Genomic DNA, 14062 nt, shown 5'->3' with positions numbered 1-14062 from the left:
TGTATTAACCGCAATTGAGATTTAGTAATCCTCCCTTCACGTTGGTCATAGTGGTACCATCTATATCAGTCATTCCTTTACTTGTTAGTTTTAGTTCAGCTTTTCCTTCAACCAGGGTACTTGGGGCACCGATTTCAACTTTAGCACTACTATTTATAGTCACTTTAGATTTTCCGTCGTTTAGAATTTCTTTTGATTTAACATTAACGTTGTTTTTACCTTCTATATTTACAGCCTCTTCTGCGTTGATATTGATTTCTTTAGAAGAGAAATTAATTTTTTCAGGCGCGCTAATATTTATTTCTTTTTTGGATGTGTCCAAAATAATTGAATTACCATTTTTATCAGTAATCGTAATAGTTTCTTTACCATCTTCATCAGAGAACGAAAGCGTATGGCCGCCTCGGGTTTTGATCGCTTTTATATCATTCTTTTCGGTTTTCCAATCTCCAGCGTTGCTATTTCCGGTAAAAAGCGCTCCCATTACATAGGGTCTTTCTGCATTACCACCTTCAAAACCTACAATGACTTCTTCACCTTTTTCCGGAGTAAACTGAAAACCTTTTCCTCCACCTGCATGTGGCGTCAAAACACGTAACCAAGGAGACATTTCTCCACTAGCCTTTTGCCACGGGAACTGCACTTTTATTCTACTCATTCCATCAGGGTCCGCATTATCCGTTACAGTGGCTACTTGGGATTCACTTTTTGGGAAAGCCATCATATTCGTATTAGGGTACACATCCAGATCTGCGGTAACAGCTACAAAACGATTTTGGTATTTTCCGTTTTCTGTAGATGAATGCGAAACACTAATGACCCTAAAACTTCCATATTCTGTTTTATCTCCCTTAATTTTTATGACTTGGCCGAGATTAACACCAGGATTATCACTAACACCCTGAATCTGAACCTGTCTTATTTCTGTAGCTTTTTTTTGCTGTTCGACATGCTTGTCTAATCGCTTTTTTAATTGAGGATCATAATAAGAGTTTACATAAACACTCGTTTCTTTAGCAAAGATTGATTCACTTTTTTCACTAGTAAACCCATTAAATCCATTAACACCAGAATTTACCTGAGTTGTAGCCATTTCGTGTTGCTCGTCTGTAAGATAATCATTGGTGAAATATTTAAAATTGTTAGGTGTGGGTTGAAGGTTCAAAGAAAACTCTTGCAAATCGTGACCATAGTTCAGTTCTACAGCTTCATTATCCTCAGGTTTTCCAAACACCAGCTTACTCCCGTCATAAAAGAACCATTCGCTGTATTGAGCTGCTAATCTGCTGGCATATTGAAAAGCACTTTCGTTATGTTGTACACTATAATGAAGGCTCTCAGAGTTTTGAGGATTGAAAACGGTTTCTAATTTTGACTTATCATATCCCTGAAATGTTTTATCAAGTATTTCAGTAAGTCCTACATCACTATGCGAATCATAGTGCGGACCATCATCAGTGATAATACTGCAACTATGAGCTTTTATAGAGACCATATCTCCATTTTGCTGATGAAATCCTTTTGTATTACTTACGGAAGTTACGATACCTTTAAATTCTAGTTCTTTATATCCATTTACAATATCTAGAGAAGAAACTTTCACTGTAAGAATTTCGCCAAGGAAGTTTTTACTTTCTGAAGCAATTTCTCCTGCGATATTTTCTAATACATCCATACGACATAAAAGCTCTAATATATGATGGGTATCAATCTCCTGATGAAGCGTTAATCTTTTAAAAGCTTCGATAGGAGCTCCTCCGATAAAAATTTGTGTGTTTGATTGCAGCGCCATGATTTGTTTATTTTCAATTTTATAGAATGATCTAATTCTATATTATAATTATATGTTAGTGTGTTATTAAAGTGTTTGGTTAACACTTTAATTACCAGAACGATTTGGGGGAGAGTTCTGAAGTTTATGCGTTGGTATAATCTTCAAAAATAGTACCGACTTGATCAGTATTATAAAAATACTTAATTTTTTAAAAGAGTAATGACCAGCAATGTTATTTTTATGTTTTCTTACGTAAAAATGGGTGTTTTCCCCCTCATATTTGTTGTATTCAACCTTATATACATAAACGGATATAATTGTTACCTAAATATCATGAAAACTTTTCTTTATGAAGGGTGTGGATTTGTAATAGGTATAATGTCTTTTATAATCAGAAAGGGATACTTCAATTTAGAATCTGTTGATTACTTATCATATGATCTTATGTTTTATGAAGAATATCTACCCAAATTACATTGATTCACACTAGGAAATCTTATCTTTCCATATTAAAATACTTGGTTTATAAATTTTATGGTATGGTAAAGAATTTCTGCAAGCTGCCGATGGTAAGCTTTTTCCTTTTTATGGTTAATGTGTTTATAATTAGCGGACAAGAGGTAAATGATCTTTTTGTAGCGGGTAAGTGGAAAATTGAAGAGGTCGTTATTCCGGATAATAAATTCAATGACAAAAGAGAAAAAAAGTTATTTAGTGAATTGGCTAAAACTGTTTTACATTTTAAAGGGGATGGGCATTTTTCTTTTATTTATGGAGGGGAGGAGCAAGAAGTAATAAGGAATATTAAACAGCTAGAAAATTCTAGATGGAGTACTATTGAAGGGGAAAATGCTATTTTGTTAGAGAAAGAAGCTCCTTTGGTAATAATGCCGGTTGAAATTGGTGAAAAAATTATTATTAACTTTTTTAAACCTATAAGGTTTCAAGTATCTAAGATTGAAGATGAACAAGTTAATTTTCTGCCCAAACCAATAATGGCTCAAGAAAATCCTGAAATCGAGAAAAAGATAGATTCTGTATTTAAGTTCGTTGAGGTTGACAAAAAAAGTTTGAAAGACTCTGTGATTTCTGAATATCCAATTCTGGAAGGTTGCGAAGAAAAAGAGGGAAGTAGTTGCTTTAACAAAACCATCCGCAATAGGATCATAGATGCTCTGGATTTGAAAAAGTATAATGCCCTAGCTGACCTACAGCGGGTTAAGTTATTTGTTTCTTTTGCTATTGATACGGATGGATTGGTTAAAAATATTGAAGCCAACTCGCCAGATGAAACTTTAAGTTATGATCTGAAGTTGATTATCAATAATTTGGATATCATAACGCCTGCCAAAGACGAAAACGGTCAACCAATGTTAAGTAGTTACACAATACCGTTGACATTGATGATGTAATCTTATAAAACATAATTTCTCATTATAACTTACTAAGGATTTAATAATTCTTACCAACCTCCAATGCGATTGCGCTCAGCCTGTTGCTCTGGTGTGGCCTCTAGCGTTTCGAAAGAAGCTGGAAACATCGGTTTTGGAAATCCGGCTGCTTTGCGTCGTTCATAGTCTGCATTACGATACGGATCAAAGGCAGTACCGGGCGGTAATGGCCGATTTTTATCCATATACCATAAAAAGAAAGATAAATCCTGATAACAAGTATTTCCCATAGAAAATAAATAAAGAGAATATGACTTATCCGGTCTAATAATTTCTAATTGATGAGAGCCAACTCCCTGAGCACTGGGAACAGAACGAGAAAATAACACTTTTTCAATCGGCATTGTAATATTAGCACGCCACATAAAACCTGGAAAAGTAATCAAGCCGTCTGTTCTATTTAGAATACACTCTTTTTGAGGCATTGTGAAGTAATAAATGGCAAAAAAAATAAAGCCTAATAAAAAAAATATTCCTAAAATTAATTCAAAACTGGAAATTGGTTCGGATTCTACAAAAGAATCAAAGTAAATAAATAAATAAAAGCATAGGAGTATTAAAAAAAAACCACCTACCATAATTGGCAAGGTTTTAGGATCTAATTTTCTTATTCCATAAAGATCATTTAATTCAGTAAAAATACCTTTTTTATATACCCATTCTTCTTTCATAGAAAGATGGTTTTCTGTAATATGATTTTGTATAATTCTACTCCAACCCCCTTTTTTTACCTTTTTATCTTCATGCTTATATTCAGTATGGGTAACTTCCCTTTTAAAGGGATGTTTATTTGCTACCATGTATCATGATTTTTTAAGTAATGTAAAGATCCAAATTTTAATTCTTTTTCACCAGAACCCCTTCCGTGCATTCCTCTTTTTAGCGAAAGCCTAGCTCCCATATAACGTTCTCCCTGATGTTGTAAAGGGTAGGGGAAATGACGATTGATAGAATCGTCTATGTTTAATCGCACCGCAATCACTACTTTATACCAATAACTTCGTGTCTTGGTCAAGGTCTCCGGTATTTGGACAGAACTTATCAATTGATGTTGACCTGTAGCAAGCTTTTCTATCTTATTGGTAGTTTTAGGATAAAATACAGAAGGATCACCCGATTCTAAAACAGTGTCATCTAATAGTAAAAGCACAACTTCCGCCTGATTTTTGTCTTGTAAAAACTGATTGAAATTGATTCTGATCTCATACGTGTTAATTAATCGATAAGCAGCATGTCCATTACCAACTCTAGGCGAAAGATCAGTTGGTTTGTATGCAATATTATTACAAACGGTAAGGTCAAACAGACTTGCCATCGCATCCGTAGGATTCATAAGCTTTTCTCTAATGTCTTTATCATCATAGTCCACCAGTGTTTGTTTTGATGCAAATAACCTACGATTGTATTGCATAGGGGTCTCTCCGTTTCTTAAATCAAAGGCCTCTCGATCAGATAGTAAGAAATTTTTAAAGTAATATTCCAATTCGCTATCCGTAAATATATTGGCCAATGCAACAAGTCCAAAACCGACTGCCAATGCAATCCAGCCAACTGGCCCAGCCAGTATGGCAACACTAGTACCCCAAACTGCTGCTGCAGTGCTTACTCCAAAAGCTAATCCGGCACCTATCCAGGCAACTCCTGCATCTACATCTCGTTTATGTAGAGCTAAAACGCCATCCCATATACACATGCCAGAGGTTACTGCACCTCCAATTGCTCCTGCAATTCGTATCTTCGATACTAATCGGTTTGCATTTAAAGTGTTTCCTATAGCATTATAATGATTTTGCGTAAGTTTAAGTGATACATCTGTTAATTCAGCGGCAATACCAGTAGCATTGATTGCACTTTTGATTTTTAAAAAATTGGAAGCTTCATTATCTGAAAGTGTATTATGCAAACCTAATACCGCATTAGAAAAATTAAGGACTTGTAATCCGGTAAGTATACCTGCAAAGCCACGTGAGTTTAAAAATTGTGCAGCTCTTTGGTTAAATCGTTTGGCATTACCTTGATTTATTTTAAATTTGTCTTTCGAGATGTCTTCTACCTGATCACCTATTTCTAACACATGATTTCCTCCAGCAGCCATCGATTTTTGCCCATAGATACGCTGATGCCTAAATTTATCCGCTACTATTTTTTCTACCTGTTTGTTAGTGTCCGTAACCACGATTTCAAGATTAGGATCGAAAGTAGCCCCGAGCAAACTAGCATCCATTTCTATCATATTGGTATTACCATACTTAAATACTTTTTCTACCACTCCAGATTTAGAGTTGGAGATCTGAATTTTATTCAAGCTTTTTACGATTCTTTCATGCTTTTCTTTAAGTATTTTTTGATATGTTTCGGTTTGCGTAGTACCAGCAGATATAGCTTTAGCCTTAAACGCAATATGTGTATGAATTTCTATTCGGGCATAGGTAGCTGCTGCAAATTTATTGGATAGATCAATAGCAATATCTGATTGAAACAAGGTGTCCTCTAAGGTTACTTCTTGCTTCAACAGTATATCAAGACTATCACTGGTATCAACTACATCATTTTCTATTTTTTTGATCAGCCAATTGGTCCAATCATCTTCTTCCTTATAATCATCTTGTAATAAGAGATGTCTATCAATATTATAAGGATTATTGAAAAACGGTAGAATTTGAATATGTAATCTTGCAACGCCGGCAAGAACACGTTGCGGAATATTTTCGGTATAGTTTTCTAAACCTTTTTTGAAATAATTAGATTTTATGAAATTTCCGTAGTCTTTTCTAAAACTGTTTACCAGCTCTCTTTTTTCCTTTCTGGCTGCTACACCAAGAATGTTTTCGACCTTTTTTCGATGCAATCCGTATCCAATAAACTCATTGGGCACATAACCGCTAGGATATCGATATCTTGTTCCCCTGGAGGTTTTATATGCAGTAGGTTGATCCTGATGAGGGAAGTTAGTGTCATTAAAATTCCAACCTGCTTTTCCTCCGTCGTATTTTTGGGTATTTTCTTTAGAACTATATACCATTTTATAGCATGCCAATGCTAAAGAAAAAAGATTTTGGTAGTTTTTATCAACGCTTGAAGCAGGTGTACAATTATTCTTCAGTCTTTCCAGAGCAGCTTGTTGTGTTTCGCCAGTCTGAATAGCTTCAACCAGTGCTTTGAAATCTAATATCTTTTCACCTAAAGCACTAGCTAGTACTTCAGCACTTCCAACCGGATCATCCAGCGTAACAAACATATCGGTCATTATCTCAGGTTCCTGATGATCAGGATTTTCATCTCGATTTTTTTGTCGCTTTTCTTCCTGTCGCTGTACAGTGTCTATCTTTTGCTGGACACTTCTACATAAACTTCTTTTATCTGAAGAAAAGTAGGTAGTGATGCCGGTATAAGGAGCGTGATCTGTGGAGCTCTGCATAGTTTCAAGTGGGAAACCACTGGCCTGTATTTGCGTCATTCTTTCTTGACGCTTACCAGAATCACTTACCAGGGAGTCATAATATGCTTTTGTCCATTGAATAGGAGAGTAGGCTGCCCAAACTACAGACTCATGTTCAGCTTCATAGAATCCGCTGGTGTTATTTTTACCGTCGGTTACCCGAATATCAGGAAACCCTTCTCCACCTTTTTCCCAGGAAATGGATTTAAAATTACCGTATTCATCTACCTCAAATTCTATAGGTTCATTGGGTTTGTTTTCATCAATGATATAAATGTATCCAGGATTTAGTCCTGTACGGACAGTACTGAAGTTTTCTAACTTTGTACTGGTTACGATCACTTCGTCTAGGGCAATATTACCGTCTTTATTCTTCTGAGGCTTGTCTCCTTCAATTTTTACCTTAGCTCTTAAATGACTTTCTTCGGGGTCATTTAGTAATACACCAAACCGTAGAAAATATAATTTTATAGTAGGTTCGGCTTTACATTCCAGCACCAGGGTTTGATTACCAAAGTCAAAAGTTCTTCCTTCAGCCTCTACTTGTAATGATAATTGTCTTTTTCTGCCACCCATAATGATCACAATTTAATTTTCTTCGTTCCAGTTTTCTTCTGTTTCCAATAATTTCAGTTCTGCAGTACCATCGGCTTTTACAGTTCCTGTATATGTAAGTTGACTTTGGTTTCCATCTATTTGTTTTCCTTCCTTTTCGGCAACATTTACCTTTAAGCTCTTACCTGGATCCATATTTTCTGTCATCACGAAGATCGATGCTTTCTCTCCATAACTGATTTTATCAATTTTTTCTTTTCCAGCTTCATCCATCCAATAGCTTTCTACAACTTTGGGGGCTTTATCATTACCCATCATTGCACCGGGGATGGTCATGGCAATCTCTTTAAATTTCTCTGTAGCGCTTCCGGCAGTATTGATTTGCATAGGTTGCATAATAGTTACTTTGCCGCCTGTAGCGCACATACACTCAGAGTCTTCGTATAGAAATTTTTTACTACCTCCTAAAGTGGCAGTCTTTGTTGTTTTTGTCCACTTTTGTAATGCCGGAATACAAGGTAAGTATCCACCGCTGGTTGGTTTTAATTTACATTGCCCGAAAGTAGCAGGGACCTGATTATCCATATCAGTTGCCTTGAACTTTCCCTGTATTTTTACTTTTTGGTTTTGCGTTACCATCAATTTTGCAGGAACAAAACCCTGGTTGCATTGTAATAATGCTCCATCTAGCACATATATTTTACTACTCATCTTTTTCTAAATTAAAGGTTATGGTAGTTGCTTTTTTATATAAATCTTTTACTTCAAAAGAGTAATTTAATTTTCCTTTTGTAACTAAACCATATTGAGGTTTTGCTTTATAACTTCCTTTATATTCAAAATCTAAGGTGTGTTTGTCTCCGGGATTCGTTGGTAATTTTCCGAGGAAGCCGTTTAGTTTTGCTAAAGGAAAAAGTTGATGGTCAATATCCATTTCTGCATCGGATGTAATGACTACTTTAGTAAATCCTATATCTTGTTTTGTTATTTTTTTTTTCTCAATAATTGGTATATTAATAGTGCCTAAAGCATTAGAAACCACTTTGGATTGTTGGATTGGTTTTTTGTTTTCAAATTCCTGATAAAAAATATTTGAAAAGAAAAACTGATAAAAATTATCTTGTAAGAATACTTGTTGGATATTATCATCTTGAAGCTGCCAGTCGAAATCGCTTGCCATTTTTAGCAAATCCGGATATTCTTCTAACAAATCAATCTTAACATCTCTCCATTTTTGGCGAATTTCTTTTGTGTTCAGCACTTTGTTTAGCTTAAAGCTTTTATCTGCTTTAAATTCTAGGATATCATTAATGCTAGCGACTTTTAGTGCGATGTTTTGAGCTTTGTCTGCTTTTCGGATGATGGTCAATTTTTCATTCAGTAAGAATCGTTTCTGAACTTCCATTCTAAAATTTAAAAAACCATCCTGATCCAATCCATAAAAGGTAAGGTCAAATTCTATAGCTACTCCGGAGTGTGATTTGTTTTTGCCTTGTTCGATTTTATTGATCACCTCTGCCGTATAGGTGCGCGTGATTCGCTCTCCATTGAGTTTAATAATTTGGGTGGTATTTGGTAGGATTCGTGGCACTTATCTACTTAATTTTTGTCTCTTTTTCTATCCGGCTTGTGTTACACGTTGCCTGTTTCCATTGACCCTATTTGGTCCCATTCCGATACTATTATAGTGGGCGGAAAAATGGAAATAACGGTTTCTTAGCGTTTCCAGTAACATTCTATGTTCGGGATTGTTATATGACATTTCAACTCCATCATTGAAAACATAATTGTCCAAAATAGTTTTAGCAGAAGTTAGTTCGGGTATAATCGCATATGACCTGGTAATTTTACTCATTGTAAAATTCACTCCTTTGTCTTTAGAATATTTTGCCATAATCTGCAACGGAATATAACTGTACTTATTACTAAGACCTTTTCTATCTCCGGTGAGGGTTCCCCAAAAATCACTTACAGTAATTTCGTTTGGTTTGAACCATCCTTGATCAATAAGAAATTGTCTTTCTCTTTCTAAGTCATTAAGATTAGTGACTGTATAATCAAGACGAACCTCTTCATCAGCGTTGTCGACATAACCGCCACCGATATCAGAATGTACTCCCGGAAAATATTTTTCAACACCTCTGTTACCAGTACTTCTTATGTCAGTAAGTCTAAAATTACTTCTATGTTCATCTGCTGCCGCAAGCTGTAGCGTATTTAAAGATTTTTTAACCGCATTTAATTTGAGTTGAGCGGTATTATTGTCGTGTGATAACCCTAATGATGCTACTGTGTCAAATAATCCGGCAAAATGGATTACAATCATTTTTACTTTTATACCCTTTTCTTCTAAGAACTCGCCTAAAGCTCCATAATCTACTTGCCAGTAAACTTTTCCTCCACGTCCCACTCGTTTCTTGAATTGTCCTTTTCTTTGGGTTATTTCGTGGATAAAATTTCTGGCCGCTGCAGCACCACGACTAAATCCGTAGGTTTCTATGGTAAGAACGTTAATTTCTTTTTCACCGGTTCTTTCAATCTTAGCAGCTACTTGCTCACATGCTTTTTTTACTTTTGCCCTGACTCCGGTTGATCCTGTACCCAGCCCCATTCCAGTTTTAGAATCGTAACCTTCGTTTTCTGTACCAATACCTTCTATGTAAATCGAAAACTTTTTAATTCTTTCTTCTTCAACCGGTTCATAAGCCGGTTCTATACGCGAAATATTTGAATGATCATTATCATAACTACCGGTTTTGTTTGGACTCCAAGGAGTTCCCCACCAGATATCACGGTATTTTCTTACCAATTCTTCATCGTGTGGTTCTCCACGTTTCATTTTTTCATATTCCAGCCGGATATTTGTGTTTTCTCTATTATTGGCAGTTCCATCAAAAAATACGGCTGCAGTAATATTCACACTCTCTTCTGGAGTCAATTCTTCATATTCAGCATTACCAACATGTACGGGAGCAGTTTGTACGTTTACACCACTAAGTACATTTTTACTGGTCTCTTGTGCCCCTGACGATGTTGCTGTTAGTCCAATACTTCCCATAAATTTTATTAATTAGAAGTTTCATATATCTTTATTCTGGCTCCTTTGATGTCTATCTTTTCGGATTCATTTTGTAGAAATAGCTTTAATTCACTGTTGTATTGATCAATTTTCAAAACTAGTTCGGCAGGTTTCTGATTTGGAGTTTCGTAAAATTTGTGAAATACAGAATGTATTTCATTTTCATCAAAATAAATTCTAGTTCCAAATTCATTATTATTTTGATCAACCCATTCCATTCTAATATGATCAGGAATAGCATATTCCTGAAATCTATCTAACACTTTATTTGTTCCTATAGTATAGATACTTTCACCATTATAAAAAGTGATACGTATTTCTTGTAATTTTCCTTCTTTTTGAAATTGCACTGATGGTTTCCAGAAAAACTTTTGTCGATAGGCATCCCATTTTCCAAATGAAATGCTATCCGGGTTCATTTTAGCCTTTACCTCTTCGCTAAAATCCTCCTCTAATACAGAATTCATAAATTCTTCCATAGTTATGATGGCGCCAGGAGCAAACTCTTTGATACTTACTTCGGTTTCAGAAGCTTGAAATCTACCTATGTCAACAGTCCGGCCTCCTCCCAAAAGCCAAACAACTATAACTCCACCGGGAGCCAGACCAATATTAATATCATCATAGGTGTCTTTTTTACCCAATCGATTGATATAACCCTCTTCAAAAAGACTCTGTATTTTTTCTGCAGGAAGATCAAAAGAGCCTTTGTAGAATTTCTTTTCCAGATAGGACACCCAGGTTATTTCTAATTTTACCGGCACGGGTTTTTGATCGTCTCCAACTATATGAGTAGGACCGATTTTTCCCCATCCTTGATGCAAGGTATGTCCAGAAGGAATATAAATACTTTCTCCATTTGCATAAATCAAACGACCTTTATGAATCTGCATTGGATTATATTTAGGTGCCGATGCTGTTGGTCTCCATTCGTATTTTTCCATTTCTTTTAATGTGTTAGATGTAACTTTATTAGAACTGTTTTTTTGACAAGAAACAATTCCGATAGATATCATAAAAATTACCATTAAAATAGTAGTATTTAATCTACTATTACTCTCCATACTCCACAGTTTCTCCACTGGCAATTGTGATTTTTCCACCGGCGTTTGTCTTGATTTCTCCACTTGCGTCCGTGGTAATTTCTTGAGCTTCTTGTTTATATTCACTACTTATCACTTTGATCGTTTCGCCAATCTGTCGATCTTCATTGGTTGCACTGATAAAGTAATCCTCAGTTATGGTTTCATTTTTATTTTTACCTACAGAAATGTCTAAGTTTTCGTCAACATTAATTTGCATGTTTTTTGCATTTAATGTCATATTTTCTCCTGCAGAAATGGTGATGTCATTATTGGCAGTATCTATTTGAATGATGTTTTTATTCTTATCTGTAATCATAATAAACTCTGCACCATCAGTGTCATTTAGTTCAACCGTATGACCGCTGCGCGTTCTAATAGCTTTGATATCATTGTTCTGAGTATTCCAACTTGATGGGTTTGCTCTACCAGTGTATAGCGTTCCTAATACATAAGGTCTTTCTGCATTTCCTCCTTCAAAACCAATTAATACTTCTTCATCAATCTCCGGTATAAAATGAAATCCTTTTTCTCCTCCAGCGTGTGGTGTCACAATTCGTAACCAAGGTGTTAATTCACCATTTTCTTTTTGCCAAGGAAATTGTACACGAATTCTTCCTAGTCCGTCCGGATCACTGTTTTCTTTCACAATTCCTACTTGGGTTTCGCTTTTTGGAAACGCCATTAAATTGGTGTTAGGATATACATCTAGGTCTGCCGTTACCGCTTCAAATCTATTTTGATATCGCCCGTTCTCAGTATTCGTATGGGTAACACTAGTTACTCTAAAGTTTCCATAACTAGCACTTTCTCCTTGGATAGAAATTACTTGACCAATTTTTACGCCGGGATTGTCACTTGACCCTCTAAATATTACTTGTCTGATTTCTTCAGCCTTTTTTTGCTGTTCTACGTGAGTATCCAATCTTTGTTTTAAAGATGGATCGTTGTATGAATTTAAATATACCTTGGTTTCATTAGGAAAAAGCTCATCACTTTTATTACTTGTAAAACCATTGTATCCGTTTACTCCAGAACTTACCTGATTCGTGGATGTTTCGTGTTGTCCATCGGTCAAATAATCATTTGTAAAGTATTTATAACTATTAGAAGAAGGCTTTAAATCTAAAGAAAACTCCTGCAAATCGTGACCATAGGTAAGTGTTACTTCTTCCTGATCCTCGGGTTTACCGAATACCAGAGCACTGCCATCGTAATAAAACCATTCACTATATTGCGCAGCTAGTCTGCTGGCGTACTCAAATGCACTTTCTTTATTTTGTACGCTATAATGAATATTATCAGAACCAGTAGGGCTGAAGATAGTTTCTAGTTTAGATTGGTCATATTTTTTGAACGTTTCATCTAAAATAGTTGCTAAATCAACATCATTAAAAGAATTATAATGCGGTCCATCGTCAGCAATGATGCTGCAGCTATGAGCTTTTATAGTGACTAGATCACCATTTTGCTGGTGAAATCCCATTGTACTATTTACCGCAGTAACGACACCTTTGAACTCAAATTCTTTGTAACCGGAAAAAGCCCCTAGTGAGGATATCTGAACGGTAATAATTTGTCCAAGATAATTTTTTGTTTGTGATGCAATGTCTCCGGTTAAATTCTCGAGTACATCCATTCTACAAACTAGTTCCAGTACATGGTGCGCATCAATTTCTTGATGTAGCATTAATCGTTTGTAAGCATTTATGGGTGTTCCACCAATAAATATTTGTGTTTTAGATTGTAATGCCATAGGTTTTACTTTTTAGTGACGTATCGGCTCGATGTAAGCTGATACTGTATTGCACTTCTTTTTATAAAGTTACCATTTTAACTTGGCAACTGATAACACCTGCTGTAAAATAGTTGGCAGGCTTGGTTTTGTTTGTAAAGAGATAACGTAAAAAATATAAGTGTAGTTTGATAAAAGAGAAAAATGCTTACGTGTCAAAGGTATTTGTTTTTTATGATGACAATATTCGAGTCATAAAAAGACAACTATAATTCGCTTGAAAACTTAAAAAAATCTCAGGACTGACTTTAATATGTTTTACGAATTATCCCTTAATCTTAACGAAATAACTTACTTTTTTAACCACTTGCTAAATTAATAACGTTAACTATAAGAAGAAATTTTGATTCTCCTTTTAGCCTATAATCTTCTAAAAGAACTTACTTCCAATTTTAAGTTTTAGAGGGCCAATTATTAGTAAATGTGGTTCCTTTGATTGAAATTTCTTTTGCTGATAATACCAGGTGTATTTGCAAAGGTTTTGAATCTTCTGCATTAAAATGCTCTGTGTATTCAATACAATAAGCATCTTTAACCTCCACATTTTTAAGACTAGACATGTTGTCTCTTCTAAAAAAAGTAATTTTACAGTTTTTGGTAATAGAAGGAGAGATACACCAATCTAAAAAATCAGTAGCAGCTGTAGACTCTATAAGTAAACTTACTTGTCCGCCTTGAGGTTTTGCACACGGTCTCCCTGTATAATCGGTATCTTGTCTGAAGGTAAAAGAGCAATCTAAAATATTTATCTCTTCTCCATCAAGATCTAGTTTTGCTAAAAATGACATAAGTAATAATTTTAATGTGAATAACTACTTTATCAGTTCCATTATTGTTTACAAGAAAATGTAAATAAAAGGAAATGATGACGTAAGATAAGAAAGGGA

At 35.2% G+C, this 14062-nt stretch carries 10 protein-coding genes; 1 reads left to right on the top strand and 9 read right to left on the bottom strand.

The features are described from left to right. Positions 1 to 4: 4 nt before the first annotated feature. Positions 5 to 1792, bottom strand: a complete 1788-nt coding sequence (locus tag ACE94K_RS18300; protein ID WP_378175752.1) for a type VI secretion system Vgr family protein — start codon at positions 1790 to 1792, stop codon at positions 5 to 7. Between the two features lie 521 nt (positions 1793 to 2313). Here ACE94K_RS18300 and ACE94K_RS18295 point away from each other — a divergent pair. Then, on the top strand, positions 2314 to 3186 hold the full coding sequence (locus ACE94K_RS18295; RefSeq protein WP_378175750.1) for a hypothetical protein: 873 nt from the start codon (positions 2314 to 2316) through the stop codon (positions 3184 to 3186). 50 nt (positions 3187 to 3236) lie between these two features. Here the strand turns inward: ACE94K_RS18295 and ACE94K_RS18290 are convergent, their stop codons facing one another. The 8 genes from ACE94K_RS18290 to tssD form a co-directional block, all read right to left on the bottom strand. Further along, positions 3237 to 4025 carry a hypothetical protein gene (locus tag ACE94K_RS18290; protein ID WP_378175748.1) on the bottom strand — a complete coding sequence of 263 codons (789 nt, stop codon included), beginning with the start codon at positions 4023 to 4025 and terminating at the stop codon, positions 3237 to 3239. Beyond that, complete coding sequence (locus tag ACE94K_RS18285; protein ID WP_378175746.1) at positions 4019 to 7240, bottom strand: toxin VasX; 3222 nt, start codon at positions 7238 to 7240, stop codon at positions 4019 to 4021. Before ACE94K_RS18285 ends, ACE94K_RS18290 begins: the two co-directional genes overlap by 7 nt. Before the next feature lie 12 nt (positions 7241 to 7252). Further along, complete coding sequence (locus ACE94K_RS18280; RefSeq protein WP_378175744.1) at positions 7253 to 7930, bottom strand: DUF4280 domain-containing protein; 678 nt, start codon at positions 7928 to 7930, stop codon at positions 7253 to 7255. Beyond that, on the bottom strand, positions 7923 to 8810 hold the full coding sequence (locus tag ACE94K_RS18275; RefSeq protein WP_378175741.1) for a hypothetical protein: 888 nt from the start codon (positions 8808 to 8810) through the stop codon (positions 7923 to 7925). Before ACE94K_RS18275 ends, ACE94K_RS18280 begins: the two co-directional genes overlap by 8 nt. 27 nt (positions 8811 to 8837) lie before the next feature. Further along, entirely contained in the window at positions 8838 to 10277 is a 1440-nt protein-coding gene (locus ACE94K_RS18270) for a T6SS phospholipase effector Tle1-like catalytic domain-containing protein (RefSeq protein WP_378175739.1), read from the bottom strand. An 8-nt stretch (positions 10278 to 10285) separates the two neighbouring features. After that, positions 10286 to 11362, bottom strand: a complete 1077-nt coding sequence (locus tag ACE94K_RS18265; RefSeq protein ID WP_378175736.1) for a DUF2931 family protein — start codon at positions 11360 to 11362, stop codon at positions 10286 to 10288. After that, positions 11352 to 13136 carry a type VI secretion system Vgr family protein gene (locus tag ACE94K_RS18260; RefSeq protein WP_378175733.1) on the bottom strand — a complete coding sequence of 595 codons (1785 nt, stop codon included), beginning with the start codon at positions 13134 to 13136 and terminating at the stop codon, positions 11352 to 11354. Before ACE94K_RS18260 ends, ACE94K_RS18265 begins: the two co-directional genes overlap by 11 nt. Positions 13137 to 13567: 431 nt before the next feature. Next, a complete protein-coding gene (gene tssD / locus ACE94K_RS18255; RefSeq protein WP_378175730.1) occupies positions 13568 to 13963 on the bottom strand; it encodes a type VI secretion system tube protein TssD in 396 nt (131 codons plus the stop codon). Positions 13964 to 14062: the final 99 nt, after the last annotated feature.

Origin of the sequence: Aquimarina besae (assembly GCF_042434905.1) — a bacterium.
Lineage (GTDB): Bacteria > Bacteroidota > Bacteroidia > Flavobacteriales > Flavobacteriaceae > Aquimarina.
This window is presented reverse-complemented; position numbering and strand designations above follow the sequence as displayed.

What these genes read in the sequence shown, in the direction of transcription:
- ACE94K_RS18300 (WP_378175752.1), bottom strand. Translation starts at nt 1,792, where the DNA reads ATGGCGCTGCAATCAAACACACAAATTTTTATCGGAGGAGCTCCTATC.
- ACE94K_RS18295 (WP_378175750.1), top strand. Translation starts at nt 2,314, where the DNA reads ATGGTAAAGAATTTCTGCAAGCTGCCGATGGTAAGCTTTTTCCTTTTT.
- ACE94K_RS18290 (WP_378175748.1), bottom strand. Translation starts at nt 4,025, where the DNA reads ATGGTAGCAAATAAACATCCCTTTAAAAGGGAAGTTACCCATACTGAA.
- ACE94K_RS18285 (WP_378175746.1), bottom strand. Translation starts at nt 7,240, where the DNA reads ATGGGTGGCAGAAAAAGACAATTATCATTACAAGTAGAGGCTGAAGGA.
- ACE94K_RS18280 (WP_378175744.1), bottom strand. Translation starts at nt 7,930, where the DNA reads ATGAGTAGTAAAATATATGTGCTAGATGGAGCATTATTACAATGCAAC.
- ACE94K_RS18270 (WP_378175739.1), bottom strand. Translation starts at nt 10,277, where the DNA reads ATGGGAAGTATTGGACTAACAGCAACATCGTCAGGGGCACAAGAGACC.
- ACE94K_RS18265 (WP_378175736.1), bottom strand. Translation starts at nt 11,362, where the DNA reads ATGGAGAGTAATAGTAGATTAAATACTACTATTTTAATGGTAATTTTT.
- ACE94K_RS18260 (WP_378175733.1), bottom strand. Translation starts at nt 13,136, where the DNA reads ATGGCATTACAATCTAAAACACAAATATTTATTGGTGGAACACCCATA.
- tssD (WP_378175730.1), bottom strand. Translation starts at nt 13,963, where the DNA reads ATGTCATTTTTAGCAAAACTAGATCTTGATGGAGAAGAGATAAATATT.